A 26,807-nucleotide genomic window follows, 5' to 3' on the forward strand; every position below is an offset into this window, starting at 1 on the left:
AGAGCGGGCCGATTCAGCTGCGGGCCGATTCAAGGGCCGCTTCACAGCAGGCCGACGGCGGTGTCCACGGCGGTCTCCACACTGCCCTCCGCCGGGTAGAGCAGCGAGCGGCCGACGACCAGGCCCTGGACGGTGGGCAGACGCAGCGCCTTGCGCCACTTCTCGTACGCCCCCTCCTGGTCCTTCCCCACCTCGCCGCCGAGCAGCACCGCGGGCAGCGTGCTCGTCTCCATGACGGCGGCCATCTCGTCCGGGTCATTGGTGACCGGCACCTTCAGCCAGGTGTACGCGGAGGTCCCGGCGAGCCCGGAGGCGATCGCGATGGACTTGGTGACGGCCTCGGCGCTCAGGTCGTTGGAGACCCTGCCGTCTATCCGGCGGGAGATGAACGGTTCGACGAACACGGGCAGCTTCCGCTCCGCCATCTCGTCGATGGCGCGGGCCGTGGTGAGCATGGTGTTGAGCGATCCGGCGTCGTCGTAGTCGACCCGCAGCAGCAGCTTTCCGGCGTCGAAGCGGAGCCGGGCGATGTCCTGCGGGCGGTGGCCGGTGAAGCGGTCGTCCAGCTCGAACGAGGCACCGGCCAGCCCGCCGCGGTTCATCGAGCCCATGACGACCTTGCCGTCGAGGGCGCCGAGCAGCAGCAGGTCCTCCAGGATGTCGGCGGTGGCCAGCACGCCGTCGACACCCGGGCGGGACAGCGCCACGCACAGCCGCTCCAGCAGATCGGCCCGGTTGGCCATGGCCAGCTTGTGCCCGCCGACGGCGAGGGCGCCGCGCGCGGGGTGGTCGGCGGCCACGATCATCAGTCGGCCGCTGTCGCCGATCAGCGGGCGGCGGACCCGGCGGGCGGCCGCCTCGGCGATGGCCTCCGGGTGGCGGCTCCGCACCGTCACGAGGTCGGAGATGCTGATGCTCAAAGCAGGGTCCTCTCTTATTTGAGGCTCGGTGGCGAAACGGGCGCCCGCGTCGCTATTGGCTGAGCAGGGCGTCGACCTCTGCTTCCGTCGGCATCGCGGAGGAGCAGGCGAGGCGGGACGCGACGATCGCGCCCGCGGCGTTGGCGTAGCGCATGATCCGCTCCGGGTCCCAGCCCGCCAGCAGCCCGTGGCACAGGGCGCCGCCGAACGCGTCGCCCGCGCCGAGGCCGTTGACGACGTCGACCGGGACGGGCGGGACCTCGGTGGACGTGCCGTCGCGGTGCACGGCGAGGACCCCCTTGGGGCCTTGTTTGACGACGGCCAGCTCGACCCCCGCGTCCAGCAGCGCCTGGGCGCAGGCCTTCGGCTCCCGTACACCGGTGGCGATCTCGCACTCGTCCACGTTGCCGACGGCGACGGTGGCGTGGCGCAAGGCCTCGACGTAGAAGGGGCGCGCCGTCTCGGGGTCCTTCCAGAACATGGGGCGCCAGTCGAGGTCGAAGACGGTGATGCCGCTCTTGGCGCGGTGGGCGAGGGCGGTGAGGGTGCTGCCGCGGCTGGGCTCCTCGCTGAGGCCGGTGCCGGTCATCCAGAAGATCCGAGTGGCGCGGATCGCGTCGAGGTCCAGCTCGTCGGGGTGGATCTCCAGGTCGGGGGCCTTGGGGCGGCGGTAGAAGTAGAGCGGGAAGTCGTCGGGCGGGAAGATCTCGCAGAAGGTGATCGGGGTCGGGTAGTCCTCGACCGGGGTGACGAAGCGGTCGTCCACGCCGAAGCCCTGGAGTTCCTGGTGGATGTACTCGCCGAAGGGGTCAGCGCCGGTGCGGCTGATCACCGCGGAGCGGTGGCCGAACCGGGCCGCGGCCACCGCGACGTTGGTCGCCGAGCCTCCCAGGAACTTTCCGAATGACTCGACCTGCGGCAGCGGCACTCCGGTCTGCAACGGATAGAGGTCCACTCCGATGCGGCCCATCGTGATCAGGTCGTACGGCTCACTCATGCGTGCCCCTTCGGGAAAGACGCAGCTCAGGGTTGTCGTGGCGAACACCGGGTCCTGCCCGGCCCCTTCAGGTCTAGACGCGCGCACAGCCCCGTGTCAAGGATTTGTCATTACATTCGGACCTAACCACGAGAGCCGCCTTGGAGCGCGTTATGGTCTCGTTACGTCCAGATGAAATGTTGTCATGACAAACTCTTGACAGGCGGTGGCCGCGAGGAGTTGGCTCCCCCTCATGCAACGGCTGTGTTAACACCGGACCTGGCTTGAGAGGTGCTGGAACAGATGGACCTCAGATTCGACCGACGCCGCAGGGCGGGACTCGCCACCGTCGCCGTCGTCACGGTTCTCCTCGCAACGGGGTGCAGCAGTCAAGGGGGCAAGAAGGCCCAGGACGAGGCGGACGACATCTCCGCGGGCAAGGCCAACACCCCCCGGATGAAGATCGCGATGATCACCCATGCCGCTCCGGGTGACACCTTCTGGGACACGGTCCGCAAGGGCGCCAAGGCGGCCGCGGCCAAGGACAACATCGAACTGGTCTACTCCAGCAACCCCAACGGGGGCGACCAGGCCAACCTCATCCGGAACGCGATCAACCAGAAGGTCGACGGCATCGCCGTCACGCTGGCCAAGCCCGCCGCGATGAAGGGCGCGATCGCCAGGGCCGAGAAGGCCGGGATCCCCGTCGTCGGCTTCAACTCCGGCCTGGAGGACTGGAAGTCCCAGGGGCTGCTCGAATACTTCGGCCAGGACGAGAACCTCGCCGGACAGGCCTTCGGCAAGCGCCTCAACCAGGTGGGCGCCAAGCACAACATCTGTGTCATCCAGGAGCAGGGCCATGTCGCCCTGGAGGCCCGCTGCGCGGGCGTGAAGAAGACGTTCAAGGGCAAGACGGACACCCTCTACGTCAACGGGACCGACATGCCGTCGGTCAAGTCCACGATCTCCGCCAAGCTCAAGCAGGATTCGAGCATCGACTACGTCGTCACGCTCGGCGCGCCGTTCGCACTGACCGCGGTGCAGTCCGCCAAGGAGTCGGGCGGCAAGGCCAAGGTCGCCACCTTCGACCTCAACAAGGACCTCATCGCCGCCGTCCAGAGCGGGGATGTGCAGTTCGCGGTGGACCAGCAGCCGTACCTCCAGGGCTATCTGGCCATCGACTCCCTGTGGCTCTACAAGAACAACGGCAACTTCAGCGGCGGCGGTGAGAAGCCCGTACTGACCGGACCCGCGTTCGTCACCAAGGACAACGTGGAGAAGATCGCCAAGTTCGCACAGAAGGGCACGCGGTGATCCGACCATGACCCAAGCCGCCCCACCCGCCACCGCCACGCCACCGGCCTCCCCGGCGGCGCGCCCCAAGAGCCGCACCGCCGAACGCTCGCTGGCCCGCCGGGCCCTCGCCCGGCCGGAGATCGGCGCGCTGGTCGCCGCCGTCGGCGTCTACATCTTCTTCTTCGCCGTCGCCCCGACCTTCCGCCAGGCGGACTCGTTCGCCACCGTGCTCTACCAGGGCTCCACCCTGGGGATCATGGCGCTCGCCGTCTCCCTGCTGATGATCGGCGGCGAGTTCGACCTGTCGGCCGGTGTCGCCGTCACCTCCTCGGCGCTGGCCGCGAGCATGCTCAGCTTCCAGCTCACCGCCAACGTCTGGGTCGGCGTCGGGGTCGCCCTGGTCATCTCGCTCTCGGTGGGCCTGATCAACGGTCTGCTGCTGATCAAGACCGGGCTGCCCAGCTTCCTGGTCTCGCTCGCCAGCTTCCTGATGCTCCAGGGCCTCAACCTGGCCATCACCAAGCTGCTGACCGACAACGTCGCCACCAACGCCATCAACGACATGGACGGCTTCGACTCCGCCAAGGCGGTCTTCGCCTCCGAGATCCCGATCTTCGGCGTCAACCTGAACATCACCGTGCTGTACTGGCTGGCCTTCGCGGCCCTCGCCACCTGGGTCCTGCTGCGCACCAAGTTCGGCAACTGGATCTTCGCGGCCGGCGGCTCCAAGGAGAGCGCCCGGGCGGTCGGCGTCCCGGTGAACCTCACCAAGATCGCACTGTTCATGACCGTGGGCTTCGCGGCCTGGTTCGTCGGCATGCACCTGCTCTTCGAGTACAACACCGTGCAGGCCGGTGAGGGCGTCGGCAACGAGTTCTACTACATCATCGCGGCCGTGATCGGCGGCTGTCTGCTCACCGGCGGCTACGGCTCCGCGATCGGCGCGCTCCTCGGCGCGTTCATCTTCGGCATGGTCAACCAGGGCATCGTCTACGCCAACTGGAACCCGGACTGGTTCAAGTTCTTCGTCGGCGTGATGCTGCTGCTCGCGACGCTCGTGAATCTGTGGGTGCGCCGTCAGGCCGCCAGGAGGTGATGGGAATGACCGCCAACGACCTCACGAAGCCCACCCCCGCCGCCGAGGGCGTGCCGGAGCCGGTCGTCCAGCTCAAGGGCGTCGGCAAGCTCTACGGCAACGTCCGGGCCCTGGAGGGCATCGACCTCGACGTCCGGCCGGGCCAGGTGACCTGCGTCCTCGGCGACAACGGCGCCGGAAAGTCCACCCTCATCAAGATCATCTCCGGGCTGCACCAGCACGACGAGGGCGAGTACGTCGTCGACGGCAAGCCGGTGCGGCTGCACAACCCGCGCGAGGCCCTCGACCTCGGCATCGCCACCGTCTACCAGGACCTGGCCACGGTGCCCCTGATGCCGGTGTGGCGGAACTTCTTCCTCGGCTCCGAGCTGACCCGCGGCCCCTGGCCCATCCGGCGGCTCGACATCGAGCGGATGAAGGAGACCACCCGGACGGAGCTGTCCGCCATGGGCATCCACCTGGACAACCTGGAACAGCCCATCGGCACCCTCTCCGGGGGCCAGCGGCAGTCCGTGGCCATCGCGCGGGCGGTGTACTTCGGCGCCAGAGTGCTGATCCTGGACGAGCCCACCGCGGCGCTGGGCGTCAAGCAGTCGGGCGTCGTCCTGAAGTACATCGCGGCGGCCCGCGAGCGGGGCCTGGGCGTCATCTTCATCACCCACAACCCGCACCACGCGTACATGGTCGGCGACCACTTCTCGGTGCTGAGACTCGGCGCCCTGGAGCTGAACGCCGCCCGGGACGACGTCAGCCTGGAGGAACTCACCAACCACATGGCCGGCGGCACCGAGCTGGCCGCTCTCAAGCACGAACTCGCACAGGTGCGCGGGGTCGATGTGGAGGAGCTTCCCGAGGTCGTCAACAGCCCCTCGACCTGACATCCCGGCCCTCACCCCGACCCTCATCCCGACTCTCGGCCTGACATTACGTCCGAATGTCCTGACGAAGTCTTGACGGCCCCCGGCCCGGCCCGTAAAGCTGCCCAAAACAGCATGAAACGCGGGCCCGGCCACCACCGCGAGCAAGCGACCCGCACTGCCCCCTTCCCCGGTCTTCAACGACCGGCGAGAGGAGACCCTCTTCCATGACTGCCGCCGCCTCCCCCGTACCCGCCCTGGACCGCATCCGGGTCGGCTCGGCCCCCGACTCATGGGGGGTGTGGTTCCCCGACGACTCGCAGCAGGTCCCCTGGCAGCGCTTCCTCGACGAGGTCGCGGAGGCCGGCTACGAGTGGATCGAGCTGGGCCCGTACGGCTATCTGCCGACCGACCCCGCCCGGCTCACCGAGGAGATCACCCGCCGGAACCTCACGGTCTCGGCGGGCACGATCTTCACCTCCCTGCACCGCGGCCCCGAGGTCTGGGACGCCACCTGGGAGCACGTCTCCCAGGTGGCGGAGCTGACCCGGGCCATGAACGCCAAGCACCTCGTGGTCATCCCCTCCTTCTGGCGCGACGACAAGACCGCCGAGATCATCGAGCCGCCCGAGCTGACCGCCGAGCAGTGGCGCCACCTGTCCACCGGCATGGAGCGCCTCGGCCGTGAGGTGCGCGAGCACTTCGGGCTCGACATCGTCGTCCACCCGCACGCCGACACCCACATCGACGGCGAGGAGAACGTGGCCCGCTTCCTGGACGCCACCGACTCCGACCTGGTCAACCTCTGCCTGGACACCGGCCACTACGCCTACTGCGGCGGCGACAGCGTCAAGCTGATCGAGACCTACGGCGAGCGCATCGGCTACCTCCACCTCAAGCAGGTCGACCCGGAGATCCTGGCCGACGTGGTCAAGAACGGCGTGCCGTTCGGCCCGGCCGTGAAGCGCGGCGTGATGTGCGAGCCGCCCAAGGGCGTCCCGGAGCTGGAACCGGTCCTGGCGGCCGCCCAGAAGCTGGACGTGGACCTGTTCGCGATCGTCGAGCAGGACATGTACCCCTGCCCGCCCGACCAGCCGTTCCCGATCGCCGAGCGCACCCGCCGCTTCCTGCGCTCCTGCGGCGCCTGACCTTCCGCCTCCCCCGCTCCCTTCGATCCCCTTTCGATCCCCTTCGATCCTCCGAACGCGCAGAAAGAGAAGAGAGACACCTATGACCCAGCAGGGCACGCTCGGGATCGCCGTCATCGGGACCGGCAAGATGGGCGCCGACCACGTCCGCCGCATCAACGACGTGATCAGCGGCGCCCGGGTGGCGGCCGTGGTGGACATCGACGAGGCGCGCGCCAAGTCCGTCGCCGATCTGTCCGAGGGCTGCCAGGCGTTCACCGACCCGGCCGCCGCCATGGCCGCGCCGGGCGTGGACGCGGTCCTGATCGCCTCGCCCGGCCCCGCGCACGAGGCCGCGCTGCTCAGCGCGTTCGAGCACGATCTGCCGGTGCTGTGCGAGAAGCCGCTGACCCCGGACTCGGAGTCCGCGCTGCGAGTGCTGGAGGCCGAGCAGCGGCTCGGTCACCGCCGCGTCCAGGTCGGCTTCATGCGCCGCTACGACACCGAGTTCATGAAGCTCAAGGCGCTGCTCGCCTCCGGTGAGCTGGGCCGCCCGCTGCTGATGCACTGCCGCCACCGCAATGCCTCGGTGCACTCGTACTTCACCACCGAGATGCTGATCAACGACTCCGTGGTGCACGAGATGGACCAGTCGCGCTGGCTGCTGGAGCAGGAGATCGCCAACGTCACCGTGCTCAAGCCGACCCCCAACGCGAACGCCCCCGAGGGCCTTGCCGACCCGCAGCTGGTGATCTTCGAGACCACCGGCGGCGCGATCGTCAACGTCGAGATCTTCGCGAGCTGCGGCTTCGGCTACCAGGTCCAGGCCGAGGCGGTCTGCGAGCGCGGCACCGCGCGCGTCGGCGACGCCCACGGCATGCTCGTCAACCGCCCCGGCACCTGGGGCGGCGAGATCGCCCCCGACTTCGTGGCCCGCTTCGAGGAGGCGTACGACCGCGAGGTGCAGGCCTGGGTCAACGCCACCAGGCGCGGCGAGGTCGAGGGCCCGAGCGCCTGGGACGGCTACGCCGCGGCCGCCGTCTGCGAGGCGGGGGTGCGGGCGCAGGCCACCGGCGAGCGCACGCCCGTCGACATGATCGTGCGCCCCGCCTTCTACGCCTGAGGCTCCCGGGCGGGCCGGTCGCCGCCACGACCGGCCCGCCTCTCTGTGTACCGGCCCGCCTCTCTGTGTTCCGCACCCTCCGCGTTCTCCCTGTTGGAAAGGTTTCTCCTTCTCATGAAGATCGCCCTCGACCCGCATATGCTGCGCAAGGGGCCCCTGCTCGAACTCCCGGCCCTCGTCGCCGAGCTGGGCTTCGAGTACATCGAGCTGTCGCCCCGCGACGACTTCATCCCGTTCTTCAAGCACCCGCGGGTGGACGACGGCACGGTGCGGCAGTTCCGCAAGGCGCTGGACGCCGCCGGGGTGAAGATCTCCTCCGTACTGCCGCTGTTCCGCTGGTCCGGTCCGGACGAGGACGAGCGCCAGGCCGCCGTCCGCTACTGGAAGCGGGCCATCCAGATCACCGCGGATCTGGGCGTGGACAGCATGATCTCGGAGTTCAACGGCCGCCCCGAGGACCCCAGCCGCAGCGAGGGCCAATTCTGGCGGTCGATCGAGGAGCTGCTGCCGGTCTTCGAGCGCGAGTCCATCCGGCTGACGCTGGAGCCGCACCCCGATGACTTCATCGAGGAGGGGTACGAGGCGATCAACATGATCCGGGGCATCAACCACCCCCTGGTCTCCTACCTCTACTGCGCCCCTCACACCTTCCACCACGGCAATGACGCCCCCGGTCTGATCAAGCACGCGGGCGATCTGCTCACCAACGTGCATCTGGCCGACACCTTCGATCACACCGCGTCCTCGGGCCTGCGCTACATCATCAACCCGCCCGGTTCCCCGGCCCGTATCCACCAGCACCTGGACATCGGGCAGGGCGAGGTCGACTTCGACGCGCTGTTCGGCGCGCTGCGTGACAACAACTTCGACGGCACGCTGACCTCCTGCGTCTTCGCCTGGGAGGACCGGGCCCGCGAGTCGTCCGTGTTCATGCGCCGGAAGATCGACGAATACCTGTCCACCTGGACGTAGCGGTCCTCCCGCAAGCAGGGGACGCCGCGTCACCCGCCGGTCACAGGCGTCACATCTCCGCGCGTCTTACGTCACAGGTGTTCAACAGCCCCTAGCCGCCCGTCACCCGACGTCGTTCACCGGACACAGGCCGAGTGAAAGGGCGCGAGTGATGACCGATCGAAGGCTGTGGTCCTACAAGGAGATCGCCGCACACATCGGTGTGCAGACCGACACCGTACGGTCCTATCGCAAGCACGGTCACATGCCGCCCCCCGACCTGGTGGAGGGCGGCAAACCGTTGTGGTACGCGGATACGATCCGGGCCTGGGTGGCCCGCAGACCGGGCAACCGCCGCGCCCGGCGCGAGACCAAGGACTAGGGGGTGTCTCGCGCCCGGGCCGCGCGCGTCAGCGGATGCTCACCCGGTCCCGGCGACGGCCCTTCCCCGGATCCGCGTCCTTGTCCCCGTCCGCCTCCCCGGCGCCGCCGCCGGAGGAGCCGCCCGGAGCGTCACCGGATGCACCACCGGAGGGGTCGTCGGAGCCGGGCGCGGACTCCCCTTCGCTCAGCCCGAACCGGGTGTGCAGCCGCCGCAGCGGGCCCGGGGCCCACCAGGTGGCCCGGCCGGTCAGCTTCATCACCGCCGGGACCAGCAGACTGCGCACCACCATCGCGTCCATCAGCACGGCCAGGGCGATACCGAGGCCGAGCATCTTGGTGTTGGTGACCCGCGAGGTGCCGATGGCCACCATGACCACGGCCAGGATCAGCGCCGCCGCCGTGATCAGCCCGCCGGTGCGCCGCAGTCCGAACTCCACCGCCGCCTCATGGTCCCCCGTGCGCTCGTACTCCTCCTTGATACGGGAGAGCAGGAAGACGCCGTAGTCCATGGAGAGACCGAAGGCGACGCAGAACATCAGCACCGGCAGGGTGGTCTCTATGTCACCGGAGCTGGTGAAGGCCAGCGGCCCGGACAGATGCCCCTCCTGGAAGACCCACACCATGGCGCCGAACATCGCGGTCAGGCTGAGCGCGTTGAGCAGCACGGCCTGGAGCGGGATCAGCAGGCTCCCGGTGAGCAGGAAGACCAGCAGCAGGGTGACCGCGATGATGATCGCGCCCGCCCAGGGGGTGCGGTCGCCCAGGGACTCCTTGGTGTCCACCAGGACGGCGGCGGTGCCGGTCACCGAGGTCTGGAACGGGGGACTCTGGGCGCGGATGTCCCGCACCAGATCCTGGGTGGCGGGCTCCACGGGCTCCCCCTTGGGCTGCACGCTGAGATACGCCGCGCCACCGGCCGCGCGCGCCGCCTCGGCCGGGCCGGGCTTGCCCAGCTGGTGGCCGTCCGCGAAGCGACCGGCCGGGCTGTCCACCCGCAGCACCCCGGGAAGGGCGGAGACCTCGGCGCTGTAGTCGGCGAGCGCCGCGGCGCCGGGCTTGCCCTCGGCGAGGATCTCCACCCCGCCGCCGGGTCCGCCCGCGAAGCCGTCCCGGATGTGCTGCTGGACCACGTGCGATTCGGCACTGGAGGGCAGCTGGCGGTCGTCCGCAGTGCCGAACTCCACCCGCAGGAAGGGCAGCCCGAGCGCCACCAGCCCGGCGACGGTCGCCAGGGCGAAGACCGGGGCGCGCCGCATCACCAGCCGGGCGAACCGGCCCCAGCCCGCGCCCGGTTCGGCCCCCTTCGCGGCCGCATCGGCGCGGCGGCCGCGGCGCAGCAGCCGGGTGAGGTCCCACTTGTTGACCCGGTCGCCGAGCAGGACGAGCGCGGCGGGCAGCACCACCAGGGCGGCGGCCGCGGCGATGAGCACCACGGCGATGCCCGCGTAGGCGAAGGAGCGCAGGAAGTACTGCGGGAAGACCATCATCGCGGCGAGCGAGACGGCGACGGTCAGCGCCGAGAAGAGCACGGTCCGCCCGGCGGTGCGCAGGGTGGCGGCGACGGCCGGGAGGGTCTCCCCGCCCGCCGACAGCTCTTCGCGGAAGCGCCGCACGATGAACAGCGCGTAGTCGATGGCGAGTCCGAGGCCGAGCGCGGTGGTCAGGTTCTGCGCGAAGACCGAGACATCGGTGAACTCGGTGAGCACGCGCAGCACGGCGTCGGTGCCCAGGATCGCGATGACGCCGATGCCGAGCGGCAGCAGCGCGGCCACCGCGCTGCCGAAGACCATGACGAGCAGCACCAGGGTGACGGGCAGGGCCATCATCTCGGCCCGCAGCAGGTCTTCCTGAATGGTGGTCTGCATCTCCTGCTTGACCGCGACCGGTCCGCCGACGGAGACCTCGACCGGTCCGTGCTGCCCGCGGTAGTCGGGGGCGATGCGCTCCAGCGCCTTGCCCGCGGCCGTCTCGTCGCCGGTGATGCGCGCGGCGATGATCGCCTCGCCGCGGTCCTTGCTGCGCAGGGCGGACGCGCCGGTGTCCCAGTAGGAGGTGACGCCGGTGACCGACTTCTCACCCGAGAGCTTCTTGGCGAGCGCCCGGGCCTCGGTGGCGACCGCCGGGTCGTCCACCTTCTTGCCGCCGCCGTCGACGAGCAGGAGGAGGTTGGGCTGGGAGGCGGGGAAGCGCTTCTCCAGCGCCTTGGTGGCGTACGAGGACTGGGACGCCGGGTCCTCCCAGCCGCCGCCGGAGAGCCGGTCGGCGACTCCGCTCCCGGCCACGACGGCGAGCGCCGTGAAGACCAAGGCGACCAGCAAGGACAGCCGCGGCCTGGCGGTGACCAGGCGGGTCCATCCTCCGATCCGCTCGCCGGGCGGCCGATGGGCATCGGTCATGACGCGGTGTCCCCTTCACCTGTGCCCATGCGGCCGCCCCCGCTCGGGCAAGCGGGCAGGCAGGCAGCATGGGTCGCTGATTGCCACGGGATGGCAAATACGAGCGACCGCTCGCATTTCTCAAGAATGCGAGCGGCCACTCGTGTTTGTCAATCGCTCATGGGAAGCTGGGGATTGTGACCGAGAGCCAGGTAGCCCGACCCGCGAACCCCCGCCGCAGGCAGGCGCGCGGCGAGCGCCGGATCCAGCAGCTGCTGGACGCCGCCGCCAGCGTCTTCTGCCGCACCGGCTACACCTCCGCGAGCACCAACGCGATCGCCCGCGAGGCCGGGGTCTCCCCCGGCACGCTGTACCAGTTCTTCCCGAACAAGGAGGCCATCGCCGTCGAGCTGGGCGACCGCCTCACCCAGCAGATGCGGGACACCCACGGCGCGGCCTTCACCGACGAGAACGCCGCACTGCCGCTCGGCGAGATGCTCGACGTGGTCCTCGACCCGCTGATCGAGTTCAACTGCGCCAACCCCGTCTTCCTCACCCTGATCCGCTCCTCCGACACCCCGGGCACGGTCGCCGAGGAGCACGCGGCGCTGCACGCCGCGCTCCAGACCCGGGTCGAGGAGCTGATCGGCACCTACGTCCCCGAGCTGGCCCCGGAGCGCCGTACGCGCATCGCGACCATGGCGTTCGCCCTGTTCAAGGCCGGACTGGAGCTGATCCTCTCCCACGAGGGCGAGGACCGGGAGGCGTACATCGCCGAGATGAAGCACTGCCTCTACGGGTACCTGGCCCCCGTCATCGGCACCGAGGCGGCATCCGCCCGGCACTGACCGCCGCTGCGTACGGAGCCGGCGCACCCCTGGCTTTCGGGAATACCCCCTAGGGGTATAGAGTTGAAACCGTCAGGAGGCGCTGCGCCAACCGGCGCCGCTCGCGTACCGTCAGCCACTCCCCCACAGAGGAGAAACCATGAGCTCCGAGGCGAACACCGTCACCGCCGTCTACCAGGTGACCGGCATGACCTGCGGCCACTGCGAAGGGGCCGTCGCCGAGGAAATCGGCGCCCTCGACGGCGTCAGCTCCGTCAAGGCCGTGGCCTCCACCGGCCAGGTCACCGTCGTCTCGGCCGCCCCGCTGGACAACGAGGCCGTCCGCGCCGCCGTCGACGAAGCAGGTTACGAACTCGCATGACCATCACGGCTCCCGCCGTCGGGCAGGAGGCGCGGGTCGAGCTGGCCATCGGCGGCATGACCTGCGCTTCCTGCGCGGCGCGCATCGAGAAGAAGCTCAACCGGCTGGACGGCGTCACCGCCACGGTGAACTACGCCACCGAGAAGGCCCAGGTGTCCTACGGCGCGGGGATCGAGGTCGCGGACCTCATCGCCACGGTCATCAAGACCGGCTACACCGCCGAGGAGCCGCCCCCGGCCGAGCCCGAGCCCGCCGCCGCGGACAGCCCCGAGGCCGCGCCCGAGGCACCGGCCGAGCACGACCCGCTGCTCCACCGCATGCTCGTCTCGCTCACCCTCTCCCTGCCGGTCGTGGTGCTGGCGATGGTGCCCTCACTCCAGTTCGACAACTGGCAGTGGCTCTCCCTCACCCTCGCCGCGCCCGTCGTCGTCTGGGGCGGGACGCCCTTCCACAAGGCCGCCTGGACGAACGCCCGGCACGGCGCGGCCACCATGGACACCCTGGTCTCCCTGGGCACCCTCGCAGCGCTCGGCTGGTCCCTGTGGGCCCTGTTCTTCGGCGACGCGGGCATGCCCGGCATGCAGCACGGCTTCGACGTCACCGTCACCCGCGCGAACGGCTCGTCCTCAATCTACCTGGAGGCGGCGGCCGGGGTGACCACCTTCATCCTCATCGGCCGCTATCTGGAGGCGAAGTCCAAGCGGCGGGCGGGAGCGGCGCTGCGCGCCCTGATGGAGCTGGGCGCCAAGGACGTCGCCGTCCTGCGCGGAGGACAGGAAGTACGTATCCCGGTGCGCGAACTCGCCGTCGGGGACCGCTTCGTCGTCCGCCCGGGCGAGAAGATCGCCACCGATGGCACGGTGGTCGAGGGCAGCTCGGCCGTCGACGCCTCGATGCTGACCGGCGAATCCGTCCCCGTGGACGTCACGGCGGGCGACACGGTCGCTGGCGCGACCGTCAACACGGCGGGCCGCATCGTCGTGGAGGCCACCCGGGTGGGCGCCGACACCCAGCTGTCCCGGATGGCCCGCCTGGTGGAGGACGCGCAGAACGGCAAGGCCGAGGTGCAGCGGCTCGCCGACCGGGTCTCCGGCGTGTTCGTGCCGATCGTGCTGCTGATCGCCGTGGGCACCCTGCTGGTCTGGTGGCTGACGACGCAGGACGCGACCGCCGCCTTCACCGCCGCCGTCGCCGTCCTGATCATCGCCTGCCCGTGCGCCCTGGGCCTGGCCACCCCGACCGCGCTCATGGTCGGCACCGGCCGCGGCGCCCAGCTCGGCATCCTCATCAAGGGCCCCGAAGTGCTGGAGTCGACCCGCCGGGTGGACACCGTCGTCCTCGACAAGACCGGCACCGTGACCACCGGCAGGATGCGGCTGCACCAGATCATCCCGGCACCGCGCACCGGCGAGGACGAGCTGCTGCGGCTCGCGGGCGCGGTGGAGCACGCCAGCGAGCACCCCATCGCCCGCGCCATCGCGGACGGCGCCGCTGAGCGCACCGGGGAGCTCCCGGCGCCCGAGAGCTTCGGATCCGTGCCCGGGCTCGGCGTCCAGGGCGTCGTGGACGGGCACGCGGTGCTCGTCGGCCGCGACGCACTGCTCCGCCAGTGGGCCATCGACCTGCCGGAGGAGCTGGCCTCCGCCAAGGCCGCGGCCGAGGCGGAGGGCCATACGGCGGTCGTCGTGGCCTGGGACGGGCACGCCCGCGGCGTCCTCACCGTCGCCGACGCCGTCAAGGAAACCAGCGCCGAAGCCGTCGCCCAGCTGCGCGCCCTCGGCCTCACCCCGGTGCTGCTGACCGGCGACAACCGGCGCGTCGCCGAGAGCGTCGCCCGCGAGGTCGGCATCGACGAGGTCATCGCCGACGTCCTGCCGGAGGAGAAGGTCGACGTCGTGAAGCGGCTCCAGGGCGAGGACCGCACGGTCGCCATGGTCGGCGACGGGGTCAACGACGCCGCCGCCCTGGCCACCGCGGACCTCGGGCTCGCCATGGGCACCGGGACGGACGCGGCGATCGAGGCGGGCGACCTCACCCTCGTCCGGGGCGATCTGCGCGTGGCCGCCGACGCGATCCGGCTGGCCCGCCGGACCCTCGCCACGATCAAGGGCAATCTGTTCTGGGCGTTCGGCTACAACGTCGCCGCGCTGCCGCTCGCGGCGGCCGGTCTGCTCAACCCGATGATCGCGGGCGCCGCGATGGCGTTCTCCTCCGTGTTCGTCGTGAGCAACAGTCTGCGACTGCGTTCCTTCACGGCCTCCACGGTCTCCACCACGTCCCCATAAGCCGCACAACACCCATACACGAGAGCCTCGATCTTTGAATCGGGGCTCTTGCCCTTTTACGCCCCCATATGACGGGAGACGCAGATCACAGACAACCCAACGTAACCATTGAGGGGGGTCGCGAGTCTAATGGGGCGGTGAGGATACGTCTTGGGGGACGCATCCTGCTACGCGTGGCCGGGGCGACGTACCCGGGGAGCTTTGAGCGGCCCTCCCGTACGTACGCGTCCCGGCAGATCGCGTCCGTACGAGCCCGTACGGCCCACTGAACGCCCGGGCCGGATCCCGTGGGGGGAATCCGAACCGGGACAAGGGAAGCGCCCCGCTCCGACCCGTGGGGGGATCGGCAGCGGGGCGCTTCTGGCTTTCTTCGGCGCCGCCCTGGCGGTGCCGGTTTAGCGCTGCTCGACCGGGACGAAGTCGCGCTCGACGATGCCCGTGTAGATCTGGCGCGGGCGGCCGATGCGGGAGCCCGGCTCCTTGATCATCTCGTGCCACTGGGCGATCCAGCCCGGCAGCCGGCCGAGCGCGAACAGCACGGTGAACATCTCGGTCGGGAAGCCCATCGCCCGGTAGATCAGACCGGTGTAGAAGTCCACGTTCGGGTAGAGCTTGCGCTCCACGAAGTAGTCGTCGGCGAGCGCGTGCTCCTCGAGCTTGAGCGCGATGTCGAGCAGCTCGTCGGACTTGCCGAGCGCGGAGAGGACGTCGTGCGCCGCCGACTTGATGATCTTCGCCCGGGGGTCGAAGTTCTTGTAGACGCGGTGCCCGAAGCCCATGAGCTTCACGCCGTCTTCCTTGTTCTTCACCTTGCGGATGAAGGTGTCGACGTCGCTGCCGGACGCCTGGATGCCCTCGAGCATCTCCAGCACCGACTGGTTGGCGCCGCCGTGCAGCGGGCCCCACAGGGCGTTGATGCCCGCCGAGATGGAGGCGAACATGTTGGCCTGCGAGGAGCCGACGAGCCGGACCGTGGAGGTCGAACAGTTCTGCTCGTGGTCGGCGTGCAGGATCAGCAGCTTGTCGAGCGCGCTGACCACGATCGGGTCCAGCTCGTACTCCTGCGCCGGGACCGAGAAGGTCATGCGGAGGAAGTTCTCCACGTAACCGAGGTCGTTGCGCGGGTAGACGAACGGGTGGCCCACCGACTTCTTGTACGCGTACGCCGCGATGGTCGGCAGCTTCGCCATCAGCCGGATCGTCGACAGGTTGCGCTGCTTCTCGTCGAACGGGTTGTGGCTGTCCTGATAGAACGTCGACAGCGCGCTGACCACGGAGGACAGCATCGCCATCGGGTGAGCGTCACGCGGGAAGCCGTCGTAGAACCGTTTGACGTCCTCGTGGAGCAGCGTGTGGCGGGTGATGTCCTCACGGAACGCGGCGAGTTCGTCGACCGTCGGCAGCTCACCGTTGATCAGGAGGAAGGCCGTCTCCACGAAGGAGGCACGCTCCGCCAGCTGCTCGATGGGGTACCCGCGGTACCGCAGAATGCCCTGCTCACCGTCCAGATAGGTGATGCCGGACTTGTACGCGGCGGTGTTGCCGTAACCGGAGTCCAGGGTCACCAGACCGGTCTGGGCACGCAGCTTGCCGATGTCGAAGCCCTTGTCGCCGACGGTGCTGTCGACCACCGGGTAGGTGTATTCGTCGTCTCCGTACCGCAGTACTACAGAGTTGTCGCTCACGTCATCCCTCACCGACGTCTGGTTCTCTTCCTCGAGGTGCCCTGACTCCCCCCACCTTCCCCTACTCGGGTGATGAAGCTGCACTCGGGGTCGACTGAAGGGCCTTTTGGCGGCACTCAGTGCCGCCTACACGGCCATCCTGCCCCGTTCGTCACCGTTCGGAAACCCTCTTGACACACTCGACTCCTATGTCCCGCCGAGCCGGTGATCCAGCGCCGTACAGCGTCTGCCCGCCGAGACGGTACGCACCGCCTGCCCGAGCGCGCGGCGCGAGCCGACCAGCACCACAAGGCGCTTGGCCCGGGTCACCGCCGTGTACAGCAGGTTCCGCTGCAACATCATCCAGGCCCCGGTGGTCACCGGGATCACGACGGCCGGGTACTCACTGCCCTGGGAGCGGTGGATGGTCACCGCATAGGCGTGAGCCAATTCATCCAGCTCGTCGAAGTCGTACGGCACCTCCTCGTCCTCGTCCGTCAGCACGGTCAGCCGCTGCTCGTCGCCGTCGAGGGAGGTGACGACTCCAACCGTGCCGTTGAAGACCCCGTTGGCCCCTTTCTCATAATTGTTGCGGATCTGCGTCACCTTGTCGCCGACACGGAAGACCCGACCGCCGAAACGCCGCTCCGGCAGGTCCGGCCGGGCCGGGGTGATGGCCTGCTGCAACAGTCCGTTGAGGGTGCCCGCGCCCGCCGGGCCGCGGTGCATCGGGGCGAGGACCTGCACGTCACGGCGGGGATCGAGGCCGAACTTCGCGGGCACGCGGCGGGCCGCGACGTCCACCGTGAGCCGCCCGGCCTCCTCCGTGTCGTCCTCCACGAAGAGGAAGAAGTCCGACAGCCCCTGCGTGATCGGCGGGGCCCCGGAATTGATCCGGTGGGCGTTGGTGACCACCCCGGACTGCTGCGCCTGGCGGAAGATCCGGGTCAGCCGGACGGCCGGCACCGGGCTGCCGTCGGCCAGCAGATCGCGCAGCACCTCCCCGGCGCCGACGCTCGGCAGCTGGTCCACATCCCCCACGAACAGCAGATGGGCGCCCGGCGGGACCGCCTTGACCAGCTTGTTGGCCAGCAGCAGATCGAGCATCGAGGCCTCGTCGACGACCACCAGGTCGGCGTCGAGCGGACGGTCCTTGTCGTACGCCGCGTCCCCGCCGGGCTTCAGCTCCAGCAGCCGGTGCACCGTGGACGCCTCGGCCCCGGTCAGCTCGGCGAGCCGCTTGGCGGCCCGGCCGGTGGGGGCCGCGAGCACCACCTTGGCCTTCTTGGCGCGGGCCAGCTCCACCACGGACCGCACGGTGAACGACTTGCCGCAGCCGGGGCCGCCGGTGAGCACCGCGACCTTCTCGGTGAGCGCGAGCCGCACCGCCTGGCTCTGCTCGGGGGCCAGATCGGCGCCGGTGCGCTTCGCGAGCCAGCCCAGCGCCGCGCCCCAGTCCACGCCCTGGAAGGCGGGCAGCCGGTCCTCCTCGGTACGCAGCAGCCGCCGCACCTGCCCCGCCAGCGAGATCTCGGCGCGGTGGAACGGCACCAGATAGACCGCAGAGACCGGCTCGCCGTCCTCCGGTCCCGGCACCGGCTCGCGCACCACGCCCTCGTCCTCGGCGGCGAGCTCACCCAGGCAGTCGATGACCAGGCCCGTGTCGACCTGGAGCAACTTCACGGCATCTCCGATCAGTTGCTCCTCGGGGAGATAGCAGTGGCCCTGATCGGCGGACTGGGACAGCGCGTACTGCAAACCGGCCTTGACCCGGTCGGGGCTGTCGTGCGGGATGCCGACCGATTGGGCGATCTTGTCGGCGGTGAGGAAGCCGATGCCCCAGACGTCGGCGGCCAGCCGATACGGCTCGTTCTTCACTATCGCGATCGACGCGTCACCGTACTTCTTGTAGATCCGCACCGCGATGGAGGTGGAGACGCCGACGCCCTGGAGAAAGACCATCACCTCCTTGATGGCCTTCTGCTCCTCCCAGGCCGCGGCGATCATCTTGGTCCGCTTGGGTCCGAGGCCGGGGACCTCGATCAGCCGCTTCGGCTGCTCCTCGATGACATCGAGGGTGTCGATGCCGAAGTGCTCGGTGATCCGGTCGGCGATCCGCGGGCCGATGCCCTTGATGAGGCCCGAGCCGAGATAGCGCCGGATGCCCTGGACGGTGGCGGGCAGGACGGTCTGGTAGTTCTCGACGGTGAACTGTTTGCCATATTGCGGATGGGAACCCCAGCGGCCCTCCATCCGCAGCGACTCCCCCGGCTGCGCGCCCAGCAGCGAGCCGACGACGGTCAGCAGATCACCCGAGCCGCGGCCGGTGTCGACCCGGGCGACCGTGTACCCGTTCTCCTCATTGGCATAGGTGATCCGCTCCAGAACCCCTTCGACCACCGCGAGTTTGAGCATGCACCGACCGTACCGCCGAGGGCGGACACCGGGTCGGGGCGACGAGCGGGCCTGTGGACAACCCGGCGCGGGCGGGAGAGCGGCGAGGCGGCACATCGGACAGAGCGGAACATCACGATCGGGTTGCGGCCGGTTCCGGCATCTTGCCCCAGCCTCGTGTAATCGATTCCAATCTCCCTCGGCGTCATCGATGTAATCGATTCCACAAGGAGGTGGGGCGATGCCGGCCATCAAGGACGTGGCGCAGCGCGCCGGCGTCTCCGTCGCGACGGTCTCCCGGGTGCTCAACGACCACCCGGCCGTCCGTACGGACACCCGGGACAAGGTGCTCGCCGCCGTCGCCGACCTCGGCTACCGGCCCAACGCCGTCGCCCGCTCGCTGCGCACCCACCAGACCCGCGCCCTCGGGCTCGTCATCAGCGATGTGCTGAACCCTTTCTTCACCGAGCTGGCCCGCTCCGTCGAGGACGCGGCCCGGGACCGGGGCTACAGCGTGGTCATCGGCAACGCCGACGAGCGGCCCGACCTCCAGGACCACCACGTCCGCACCCTGGTGGACCGCCGCATCGACGGCCTGCTGGTCAGCCCCACCGACGGCGGCTCCCCGCTGATGCTGGACGCGGCCCGTTCGGGCACGCCCATGGTCTTCGTCGACCGCTGGATCGAGGGCGAGGGGCTGGACGAGGTGCCCGTCGTCCGCACCGACGGCGGCGCCGCGGTCCGCGATCTGGTGGCCCATCTGCACGCCCTCGGCCACCGCCGGCTCGCCATCATCGCGGGCCCGGCCGCCACCACCACCGGGCGCGAACGGGTGGACGCCTTCCGCTCCGCCCTGCGCGAGTTCGGCCTCGCCCTGCCCGCCGATCACATCGGCCAGGGCGACTTCCAGGCCGACAGCGGGCGGCGGGTGACCGCCGGGTTCCTCGATCTGCCCCATCCCCCGGAAGCGATCTTCGCCGCCGACAATCTGATGGCGCTCGGCGCGATGGACGAGATCCGCTCCCGCGGGCTGCGGGTGCCCGACGACGTGGCGCTCGCCGCGTTCGACGACATCCCGTGGTTCGTCCACACCGATCCGCCGATCACCGCCATCGCCCAGCCCACCGGAGACCTCGGCCACGCCGCCGTCGGCGCGCTGATCGACCGCATCGAGGGGCGACCCGCCGCATCGGTGACCCTGTCCGCCCGCCTGGTCCCCCGCCGCTCCTGCGGCGAGCCCGAAGGGAGCACGCCATGACCACGACGCCCAGCCCCGAGCCGGAACCGGCGCCGCCCGCACCCGCGGACCGCCCTGCGCACGCGGACGACGGGGCGGAGATCCTGCGGATGGAGGGGGTCCGGAAGACGTTTCCGGGGGTGGTCGCGCTGGACGGCGTCGACTTCGACCTCCGCCGCGGCGAAGTGCACGTCCTCCTCGGCGAGAACGGCGCGGGCAAGAGCACGCTGATCAAGATGCTGTCCGGGGCGCACCGCCCCGACGGGGGACGCGTCCTGGTCGACGGCAGCCCGGTCCGTATCCAGGGGGCGCAGGACGCCGAGCGGTTGGGCATCGCCACCATCTACCAGGAGTTCAACCTCGTCCCCGACCTCAGCGTCGCCGAGAACATCTTCCTGGGGCGCCAGCCGCGCCGCTTCGGCGTCGTCAACCGCACGAAGATGGACGAGCAGGCCGCCGAACTCCTCGCCCGCGTCGACGTGGACGTCTCCCCCCGGACCCGCGTCCGCGACCTGGGGATCGCCCGGCTCCAGATGGTCGAGATCGCCAAGGCGCTCAGCCTGAACGCCCGCGTCCTGATCATGGACGAGCCGACCGCCGTGCTCACCACGGAGGAGGTCGACAAGCTCTTCCGGATCGTCCGCACACTGCGCGCGGACGGCGTGGGCGTCGTCTTCATCACCCACCACCTGGAGGAGATCGCCGCCCTGGGCGACCGCGTGACCGTCCTGCGCGACGGCCGCAGCGTCACCCAGGTCCCGGCCGCCACCGACCAGGACGAGCTGGTGCGGCTGATGGTCGGGCGGTCCATCGAGCAGCAGTACCCGAGGGAGCGCCCCGCGTCCGAGGATGCCGGGGAGAGCGACGGCGAGCCGTTGCTGAGGGTCCGGGGGCTCGGCCGCGGCGGCAGCTTCCAGGACGTCGACTTCGACGTGCACGCCGGGGAGGTGGTCGGCCTCGCCGGGCTCGTCGGGGCGGGCCGCACCGAGGTCGTACGGGCCCTCTTCGGCGCCGATCCGTACGACACCGGCACCGTCGAGGTCGCGGGCGTACCGCTGCCCCGCCATGACGTGGTCGCCGCGATGGACGCCGGGGTCGGCCTCGTACCGGAGGACCGCAAGGGCCAGGGGCTGGTCCTGGACGCGTCCGTGCAGGAGAACCTGGGCCTGGTCACGCTGCGCGGCGCCACCCGCGCCGGGCTGGTCGACCGGGCCGGGCAGCGCCGGGCGGCGGAGCGCATCGCCGAACAGCTGGCGGTCCGGATGGCCGGGCTCGACCAGCAGGTGCGCACGCTCTCCGGCGGCAACCAGCAGAAGATCGTCATCGGCAAGTGGCTGCTCGCCGACAGCAAGGTGCTCATCCTCGACGAGCCGACCCGCGGCATCGACGTGGGCGCCAAGGTCGAGATCTACCAGCTCGTCAACGAACTCACCGCGTCCGGCCACGCCGTCCTGATGATCTCCAGCGACCTCCCCGAGGTGCTGGGCATGAGCGACCGCGTCCTGGTCATGGCCCAGGGCCGGATCGCCGGGGAGCTGACCGCTCGGGAAGCGACCCAGGACGCGGTCATGGCCCTGGCGGTGAAGGACGTCAAGGGCGTCGAAGGAAGCACAGACGGCGCCGTCGACGGAGTCGGCGTCAACGAAAAGGAGGGCTCCCGTGGCCACTGACACGCTCGCGTCCACGAAGGACCCCGGGGGCCCGGCCGTACTGCGCCGCGTGCTGCTCGACAACGGCGCGCTGAGCGCCCTGGTGCTGCTGGTGGCGGCCATGTCGCTGCTGTCCGGCGACTTCCTCACCACCGACAATCTCCTCAACGTCGGCGTGCAGGCCGCGGTCACCGCGATCCTCGCCTTCGGCGTCACCTTCGTCATCGTCTCCGCGGGCATCGATCTGTCGGTCGGCTCGGTGGCCGCGCTGTCCGCCACCGTGCTCGCCTGGTCGGCGACCTCGCAGGGGCTGCCCATCTGGCTCGCGGCGCTGCTCGCGGTCGCCACGGGCGTCGCGTGCGGCCTGGTCAGCGGGGCGCTGGTGTCCTTCGGGAAGCTGCCGCCGTTCATCGCCACGCTCGCGATGCTGTCGGTCGGCCGGGGCCTGGCCCTGGTCATCTCGCAGGGCAGCCCCATCTCCGTCCCCGACTCGGTGTCCGGCCTCGGCGACACGCTCGGCGGCTGGCTGCCGGTCCCGGTGCTCGTGATGGTCGCGATGGGCCTGATCACCTCCGGGGTGCTGGGCCGTACGTACGCGGGCCGCGCGATGTACGCGATCGGCGGCAACGAGGAGGCGGCCCGGCTCTCCGGCATCCGGGTGGGCCGTCAGAAGCTGGTCATCTACGCCCTGTCCGGCGGCTTCGCCGCGATCGCGGGCATCGTGCTGGCCTCCCGGCTCTCCTCCGCGCAGCCGCAGGCGGCGGTCGGCTACGAACTGGACGCGATCGCCGCGGTCGTCATCGGCGGTGCCAGCCTGTCCGGGGGCGTCGGCAAGGCGTCCGGCACGCTCATCGGCGCACTGATCCTGGCCGTGCTGCGCAACGGGCTCAACCTGCTGGAGGTCTCCGCCTTCTGGCAGCAGGTCGTCATCGGTGTCGTCATCGCGCTCGCGGTGCTGCTCGACACGGTGCGCCGGCGCGCCGGGGCCCGGCCCGCGGCGCCGGGCGCTTCGGCGGGCGGACCGTCCGGCGGCGGCCGTCAGGCGGCCATGAACGCCGGGAAGTTCGCGGTGGCCGCCGTGGTCGTCGCGGCGTTCGCCTTCGGCTCGTCGATGTGGCACTCCGGTTCGGACGGCGGCTCGAAGCCCAGGGTGGGGCTGTCGGTCTCGACCCTCAACAACCCCTTCTTCGTCCAGCTCAAGGCGGGCGCGCAGGCCGAGGCCAAGCGCGCGGGGATCAGCCTGACCGTCACCGACGCCCAGAACGACGCCTCCCAGCAGGCCAATCAGATACAGAACTTCACCAGCCAGAACATGAAGTCGATCATCATCAACCCGGTCGACTCCGACGCCGCGAGCCCGTCCGTGAAGACCGCCAACAAGGCCGGTATCCCGGTGCTCGCAGCCGACCGCACGGTCAACAAGGCGAACGTCGAGTCCCTGGTGGCCTCCGACAACATCGCGGGCGGCAAGCTCGCCGCCAAGACGCTGGCCGAGCGGCTGGGCGGCAAGGGCAAGATCCTGGTCCTCCAGGGCGTCGCCGGTACGTCGGCCTCGCGCGAGCGCGGCCAGGGCTTCGCGGAGGGGCTGAAGGCGTACCCGGGCATCGAGGTCGTCGGCAAGCAGCCCGCGGACTTCGACCGCACCAAGGCCCTGGACGTGACCACCAACCTGCTCCAGGCCCACTCCGGCGTCGACGGCGTCTTCGCCGAGAACGACGAGATGGCGCTCGGCGCGATCAAGGCGCTGGGCTCCAAGGCGGGCAAGTCCGTCAAGGTCGTCGGCTTCGACGGCGAACCGGACGGCCTCAAGGCGGTGAAGAACGGCACGCTGACCGCGACCGTCGCCCAGCAGCCCGAGGAGCTGGGGCGACTGGTCGTACGGAACGCGATCAAGGCCGCGAAGGGTCAGAAGATCGCCGGGGCGGTCAAGGTCCCGGTGAAGGTCGTCGCGGCGAAGTGACCGTCCGCCGACACGGAACGGCTGACAGGTGTCGGCTGACACGTGATAGCTGACAGATTTCGGCTGACGCGTGACGGCCGACACCTGACAGCTGACACGTGGCGGCTGACACCTGACAGCTGACACGTGGCGGCTGACAGCTATCAGCTGACGGCTGACAAAATCGCCCGTCTGAAAGGACATACCGCATGCACGACTACGACCTGCTGGTCGTGGGGTCGGCCAACGCCGACCTGGTGGTCGGCGTCGACCGCCGCCCCGGGGCCGGGGAGACCGTCCTCGGCTCCGACCTGGCCGTCCACCCGGGCGGCAAGGGCGCCAACCAGGCCGTCGCCGCCGGTCGCCTGGGAGCCCGTACGGCCCTGCTGGCCCGGGTCGGCGACGACGACCACGGCCGGCTGCTGCTGGACTCGCAGCGGGCCGCCGGGGTCGACACCGTCGGCGTCCTGGTCGGCGGCGCGCCCACCGGGGTCGCGCTGATCACGGTGGACCCCTCGGGTGACAACAGCATCGTGGTCTCCCCCGGCGCCAACTCCCGGCTCACCCCCTCGGACGTGCGCGACGCCGGGAGCCTGCTGGCCGCCGCCCGGGTCGTCTCGCTCCAGCTGGAGATCCCGCTGGAGACGGTCGCCGCGGTGGTGCGCACCGCGGACGCGGGCTTCGGCGACCGGTCCGGGCCGCGCGTGGTGCTCAACCCCTCACCGCCCGCACCCCTGCCCGCCGATGTGCTGGCCGCGTGCGACCCCCTCGTCGTCAACGAGCATGAGGCGCGGTATCTGCTGGGCGACGATCCGGACGGGGACGCCACCGACCCCGAGGCGTGGGCGGCGGCTCTGCTGGCGCGCGGCCCGCGCTCGGTGGTGGTCACCCTGGGCGGCGCGGGCGCGCTCGTCGCCGACCGCGACCGTACGGTGCGGATCCCCAGCCTGCCGGTCGAGGCCGTGGACACCACGGGCGCCGGTGACGCCTTCACCGGTGCGCTCGCCTGGCGTCTGGGCGTCGGCGACGACCTGGAGACCGCGGTCCGGTACGCCGTGCGCGTCGGTGCGGCCGCGGTGACCCGGTCCGGGGCGCAGGTGTCGTTCCCGACCGCCGACGAGGTGGCGGCCCTGTGAAGCGTGGGGGGATCCTCAACCGTCACCTGAGCGCGGGTCTGGCGCTGCTGGGCCACACCGACACGGTGATGGTGTGCGACGCGGGCCTGCCGATACCGTCCTCCGGTCCCCTCGTCGTCGACCTCGCCTTCAGGGCGGGGGTGCCGTCCTTCGAGCAGGTGCTGACCGGGCTGCTGGACGAGTTGGTGACCGAGGGGGCCGTCGCGGCGCGGGAGGTGAGCGAGTACAACCCGGCGGCGCTGGCCCTGCTCGACACCTACTTCCCGTACCCCGCGCTCGATCTCGTGTCGCACGAGGAGCTGAAGGCCCGTACCGCCACGGCGAAGCTGGTCGTGCGGACCGGCGAGGCGCGGCCGTACGCGAACGTGCTGCTGCGCTGCGGCGTGCCGTTCTGAATTCAACCGTTGCGGCGGCGTCGGCGAAATACATTCAACGACAACGTGAATTCCCGTAATCCGGCCCGCGGTTGACAGGGCCGACGATTCGATCATCGAATACCGCGGCCCGTCAACCGCCCCCGGCGCCGCCGCCGCCCTTCCCCCATCAGTGAGTTCTCTGTCACGCGGGCCAACTGGTCGGTAAGAAATCTCGGGGTCGCGCCGAAATGACTGATCGCTACACTCCCTCCACATGTGTAAGGCCAGCCGGAACCGCAAGCGACAAAAAATCCGTCTCATAGCCACATCTCGCCGCGCCATGGTGGTCACCACCGCGCCCGGCCCCGCACCGGGCCGAAGACGGGTCGTCCGCGTGCTCCGCCGGGTGGCTCCGGGCGTCGGCGAATGAGCCGCAAGCCCAGACGTCGGCATGCCGCGTCCCGTGATCCGCGCGGCCACTGGCTGTTCCTGATCATCGTCCTCCCTGTGATGTTCGCCATGCTGATGTTCCAGGGGTGGACCGACAACGAGATCGACGCCGCGAAGACCCGGCGCCCCTGCACCACCCCCGTGCCCCGGGCCGTGGACAAGGGCGGCCCGGTCCTGCGCATCAAGGACGGCAAGGTGTCGTCGGCCTCGATGCCCGCACGCACCGTGGCGCTCACGTTCGACGGCGGCCCCGACCCCGTATGGACACCGCGCCTGCTCGACCTGCTGCGCAAGCACCACGCGCACGCCACCTTCTTCCTCTACGGCGCCAAGGCGGCCGAGCACCCGGACCTGGTGCGGAAGATCCGCGCCGCGGGCCATGAGATCGGGTCGAACACCTACACCGGCGCCGACCTGGGCACCTCGTCATCCGCGCGCACCGGTCTCGAGCTGTCGCTCACGCAAACGGCGCTGGCGGGCTCCTCGGGCGTCCGCACCAAGCTGCTCCGGATGCCCCAGACGACCGCGATGGACACCCTGTGCGGCGCCGAGTGGAAGGCGGCGCAGCGCGTCGCCGCGGACGGATACACCCTGGTCACCGCCGACCAGTGGTACCGCAAGCCGTCGCAGGGCGTGGTCCGGCAGTTCAGCCAGAACGAGACGGCGTACCAGGAGGCGCAGAAGCTGCTCGGCAACCGGAAGGTCGACCGGTTCACCACCGTGACCGCAGGGGCCGGGGCGAAGGCGGGCAACGCCCCGGCGTCCCTGTGGGAGCGCCTGGAGGGCGATGCGCTGCTCTGGGTTGGTGCCATCGGGCGGGCGTTCACCAACACCATGGCCTGGGTGCTCGCGATCGCGGGTGCGCTGGGCCTGCTCCGGCTGATCACGCTCGTCTTCTTCGCCCGCGCCCATGTCCGGCGGCTGACCCGCTTCCGCCCCGGCTCCCCCTGGCTGCGCGAGGTCAACGACCCGGTGACGGTGATCGTCCCCGCGTACAACGAGGAGGCGGGCATCGAGGCCACCGTCCGCTCCCTGCTGGCCTCCACCCATCCGCATCTCCAGATCATCGTGGTCGACGACGGATCGACGGACCGGACGGCGGACCTCGCCACCTGGATCAACGACCCCCGGATCTCGGTGATCCGGCAGGTCAACTCCGGCAAGGCGGCCGCCCTCAACACCGGGCTCGCGCACGCGGCGCACGACATCGTGGTCATGGTCGACGCCGACACCGTCTTCGAGGCCGATGCCATCCACCAGCTCATCCAGCCGCTCGCCCACCCGGCCATCGGCGCGGTGAGCGGGAACACCAAGGTCGGCAACCGGCGCAGCCTGCTGGGCCGGTGGCAGCACCTGGAGTACGTCTTCGGTTTCAACCTCGAC

The 26,807-nt window shown here is 70.3% G+C and carries 21 protein-coding genes; 16 read left to right on the forward strand and 5 right to left on the reverse strand.

The features are described 5' to 3' along the window. Window positions 1-41 precede the first annotated feature (41 nt). Together LCH29_RS38680 and iolC are read right to left on the reverse strand one after the other, a co-directional pair. A complete protein-coding gene (locus tag LCH29_RS38680) occupies window positions 42-920 on the reverse strand; it encodes a Cgl0159 family (beta/alpha)8-fold protein (RefSeq protein WP_446466360.1) in 879 nt (292 codons plus the stop codon). 52 nt (window positions 921-972) lie between these two features. After that, window positions 973-1,917, reverse strand: a complete 945-nt coding sequence (gene iolC / locus LCH29_RS38685; protein WP_446466361.1) for a 5-dehydro-2-deoxygluconokinase — start codon at window positions 1,915-1,917, stop codon at window positions 973-975. Window positions 1,918-2,199: 282 nt separating this feature from the next. Between iolC and LCH29_RS38690 the strand changes: the two genes are divergently transcribed. From LCH29_RS38690 to LCH29_RS38720, 7 genes are all read left to right on the forward strand, one after another. Further along, the gene (locus LCH29_RS38690) at window positions 2,200-3,210 is read left to right on the forward strand and encodes a sugar ABC transporter substrate-binding protein (protein ID WP_446466362.1); all 1,011 of its coding nucleotides are present in this window, start codon (window positions 2,200-2,202) and stop codon (window positions 3,208-3,210) included. A gap of 7 nt (window positions 3,211-3,217) precedes the next feature. Beyond that, window positions 3,218-4,288: an ABC transporter permease gene (locus tag LCH29_RS38695; protein WP_446466363.1), complete on the forward strand. Its 1,071-nt coding sequence runs from the start codon at window positions 3,218-3,220 to the stop codon at window positions 4,286-4,288. Between the two features lie 5 nt (window positions 4,289-4,293). Continuing rightward, window positions 4,294-5,166: an ATP-binding cassette domain-containing protein gene (locus LCH29_RS38700; protein ID WP_446466364.1), complete on the forward strand. Its 873-nt coding sequence runs from the start codon at window positions 4,294-4,296 to the stop codon at window positions 5,164-5,166. A 206-nt stretch (window positions 5,167-5,372) separates the two neighbouring features. After that, on the forward strand, window positions 5,373-6,293 hold the full coding sequence (locus LCH29_RS38705; protein WP_446466365.1) for a sugar phosphate isomerase/epimerase family protein: 921 nt from the start codon (window positions 5,373-5,375) through the stop codon (window positions 6,291-6,293). Between the two features lie 82 nt (window positions 6,294-6,375). Further along, a complete protein-coding gene (locus LCH29_RS38710; RefSeq protein ID WP_446466366.1) occupies window positions 6,376-7,395 on the forward strand; it encodes a Gfo/Idh/MocA family protein in 1,020 nt (339 codons plus the stop codon). Between the two features lie 114 nt (window positions 7,396-7,509). Next, the gene (locus LCH29_RS38715; protein WP_446466367.1) at window positions 7,510-8,367 is read left to right on the forward strand and encodes a sugar phosphate isomerase/epimerase family protein; all 858 of its coding nucleotides are present in this window, start codon (window positions 7,510-7,512) and stop codon (window positions 8,365-8,367) included. A gap of 151 nt (window positions 8,368-8,518) precedes the next feature. Beyond that, window positions 8,519-8,728 carry a helix-turn-helix transcriptional regulator gene (locus tag LCH29_RS38720; RefSeq protein WP_446466368.1) on the forward strand — a complete coding sequence of 70 codons (210 nt, stop codon included), beginning with the start codon at window positions 8,519-8,521 and terminating at the stop codon, window positions 8,726-8,728. A gap of 28 nt (window positions 8,729-8,756) precedes the next feature. Here the strand turns inward: LCH29_RS38720 and LCH29_RS38725 are convergent, their stop codons facing one another. Beyond that, window positions 8,757-11,126 carry an MMPL family transporter gene (locus LCH29_RS38725; protein ID WP_446466369.1) on the reverse strand — a complete coding sequence of 790 codons (2,370 nt, stop codon included), beginning with the start codon at window positions 11,124-11,126 and terminating at the stop codon, window positions 8,757-8,759. Window positions 11,127-11,293: 167 nt separating this feature from the next. On the opposite strand from LCH29_RS38725, the gene LCH29_RS38730 reads away from it, so the two are divergent. From LCH29_RS38730 to LCH29_RS38740, 3 genes are all read left to right on the forward strand, one after another. Continuing rightward, window positions 11,294-11,953 (forward strand): TetR/AcrR family transcriptional regulator, encoded by a 660-nt coding sequence (locus LCH29_RS38730; protein ID WP_446466378.1) that lies wholly within the window; start codon window positions 11,294-11,296, stop codon window positions 11,951-11,953. Window positions 11,954-12,092: 139 nt separating this feature from the next. Next, window positions 12,093-12,314 carry a heavy-metal-associated domain-containing protein gene (locus tag LCH29_RS38735; protein ID WP_446466370.1) on the forward strand — a complete coding sequence of 74 codons (222 nt, stop codon included), beginning with the start codon at window positions 12,093-12,095 and terminating at the stop codon, window positions 12,312-12,314. After that, on the forward strand, window positions 12,311-14,599 hold the full coding sequence (locus tag LCH29_RS38740) for a heavy metal translocating P-type ATPase (protein WP_446466371.1): 2,289 nt from the start codon (window positions 12,311-12,313) through the stop codon (window positions 14,597-14,599). The genes LCH29_RS38735 and LCH29_RS38740 overlap by 4 nt, the downstream gene beginning before the upstream one ends. 395 nt (window positions 14,600-14,994) lie before the next feature. Here the strand turns inward: LCH29_RS38740 and LCH29_RS38745 are convergent, their stop codons facing one another. Both LCH29_RS38745 and recD2 read right to left on the reverse strand, forming a co-directional pair. After that, entirely contained in the window at window positions 14,995-16,284 is a 1,290-nt protein-coding gene (locus LCH29_RS38745; protein WP_123099678.1) for a citrate synthase, read from the reverse strand. Window positions 16,285-16,470: 186 nt separating this feature from the next. Next, complete coding sequence (gene recD2 / locus LCH29_RS38750) at window positions 16,471-18,678, reverse strand: SF1B family DNA helicase RecD2 (RefSeq protein WP_446466372.1); 2,208 nt, start codon at window positions 18,676-18,678, stop codon at window positions 16,471-16,473. A 220-nt stretch (window positions 18,679-18,898) separates the two neighbouring features. Between recD2 and LCH29_RS38755 the strand changes: the two genes are divergently transcribed. The 6 genes from LCH29_RS38755 to LCH29_RS38780 form a co-directional block, all read left to right on the forward strand. Beyond that, window positions 18,899-19,915, forward strand: coding sequence for a LacI family DNA-binding transcriptional regulator (locus tag LCH29_RS38755; protein ID WP_446466373.1), 1,017 nt, complete (start codon window positions 18,899-18,901; stop codon window positions 19,913-19,915). Window positions 19,916-20,004: 89 nt separating this feature from the next. After that, entirely contained in the window at window positions 20,005-21,564 is a 1,560-nt protein-coding gene (locus LCH29_RS38760; protein WP_446466379.1) for a sugar ABC transporter ATP-binding protein, read from the forward strand. Further along, a complete protein-coding gene (locus LCH29_RS38765; protein ID WP_446466374.1) occupies window positions 21,554-23,503 on the forward strand; it encodes an ABC transporter permease/substrate-binding protein in 1,950 nt (649 codons plus the stop codon). Before LCH29_RS38760 ends, LCH29_RS38765 begins: the two co-directional genes overlap by 11 nt. A gap of 188 nt (window positions 23,504-23,691) precedes the next feature. Next, entirely contained in the window at window positions 23,692-24,618 is a 927-nt protein-coding gene (locus LCH29_RS38770; RefSeq protein ID WP_446466375.1) for a ribokinase, read from the forward strand. Then, window positions 24,615-25,013, forward strand: coding sequence for a D-ribose pyranase (gene rbsD, locus LCH29_RS38775; RefSeq protein WP_446466376.1), 399 nt, complete (start codon window positions 24,615-24,617; stop codon window positions 25,011-25,013). The genes LCH29_RS38770 and rbsD overlap by 4 nt, the downstream gene beginning before the upstream one ends. A 387-nt stretch (window positions 25,014-25,400) precedes the next feature. Further along, on the forward strand, window positions 25,401-26,807 hold a 1,407-nt coding region (locus LCH29_RS38780; protein WP_446466377.1), incomplete at its 3' end, for a glycosyltransferase.

The sequence above is a fragment of the Streptomyces sp. BRA346 genome (assembly GCF_052851135.1).

What these genes read in the sequence shown, in the direction of transcription:
- LCH29_RS38695 (WP_446466363.1), top strand. Translation starts at nt 3,218, where the DNA reads ATGACCCAAGCCGCCCCACCCGCCACCGCCACGCCACCGGCCTCCCCG.
- LCH29_RS38720 (WP_446466368.1), top strand. Translation starts at nt 8,519, where the DNA reads ATGACCGATCGAAGGCTGTGGTCCTACAAGGAGATCGCCGCACACATC.
- LCH29_RS38755 (WP_446466373.1), top strand. Translation starts at nt 18,899, where the DNA reads ATGCCGGCCATCAAGGACGTGGCGCAGCGCGCCGGCGTCTCCGTCGCG.
- LCH29_RS38725 (WP_446466369.1), bottom strand. Translation starts at nt 11,126, where the DNA reads ATGACCGATGCCCATCGGCCGCCCGGCGAGCGGATCGGAGGATGGACC.
- LCH29_RS38740 (WP_446466371.1), top strand. Translation starts at nt 12,311, where the DNA reads ATGACCATCACGGCTCCCGCCGTCGGGCAGGAGGCGCGGGTCGAGCTG.
- LCH29_RS38770 (WP_446466375.1), top strand. Translation starts at nt 23,692, where the DNA reads ATGCACGACTACGACCTGCTGGTCGTGGGGTCGGCCAACGCCGACCTG.
- LCH29_RS38735 (WP_446466370.1), top strand. Translation starts at nt 12,093, where the DNA reads ATGAGCTCCGAGGCGAACACCGTCACCGCCGTCTACCAGGTGACCGGC.
- LCH29_RS38760 (WP_446466379.1), top strand. Translation starts at nt 20,005, where the DNA reads ATGGAGGGGGTCCGGAAGACGTTTCCGGGGGTGGTCGCGCTGGACGGC.
- LCH29_RS38715 (WP_446466367.1), top strand. Translation starts at nt 7,510, where the DNA reads ATGAAGATCGCCCTCGACCCGCATATGCTGCGCAAGGGGCCCCTGCTC.
- LCH29_RS38700 (WP_446466364.1), top strand. Translation starts at nt 4,294, where the DNA reads ATGACCGCCAACGACCTCACGAAGCCCACCCCCGCCGCCGAGGGCGTG.
- LCH29_RS38710 (WP_446466366.1), top strand. Translation starts at nt 6,376, where the DNA reads ATGACCCAGCAGGGCACGCTCGGGATCGCCGTCATCGGGACCGGCAAG.
- LCH29_RS38705 (WP_446466365.1), top strand. Translation starts at nt 5,373, where the DNA reads ATGACTGCCGCCGCCTCCCCCGTACCCGCCCTGGACCGCATCCGGGTC.
- iolC (WP_446466361.1), bottom strand. Translation starts at nt 1,917, where the DNA reads ATGAGTGAGCCGTACGACCTGATCACGATGGGCCGCATCGGAGTGGAC.
- recD2 (WP_446466372.1), bottom strand. Translation starts at nt 18,678, where the DNA reads ATGCTCAAACTCGCGGTGGTCGAAGGGGTTCTGGAGCGGATCACCTAT.
- LCH29_RS38690 (WP_446466362.1), top strand. Translation starts at nt 2,200, where the DNA reads ATGGACCTCAGATTCGACCGACGCCGCAGGGCGGGACTCGCCACCGTC.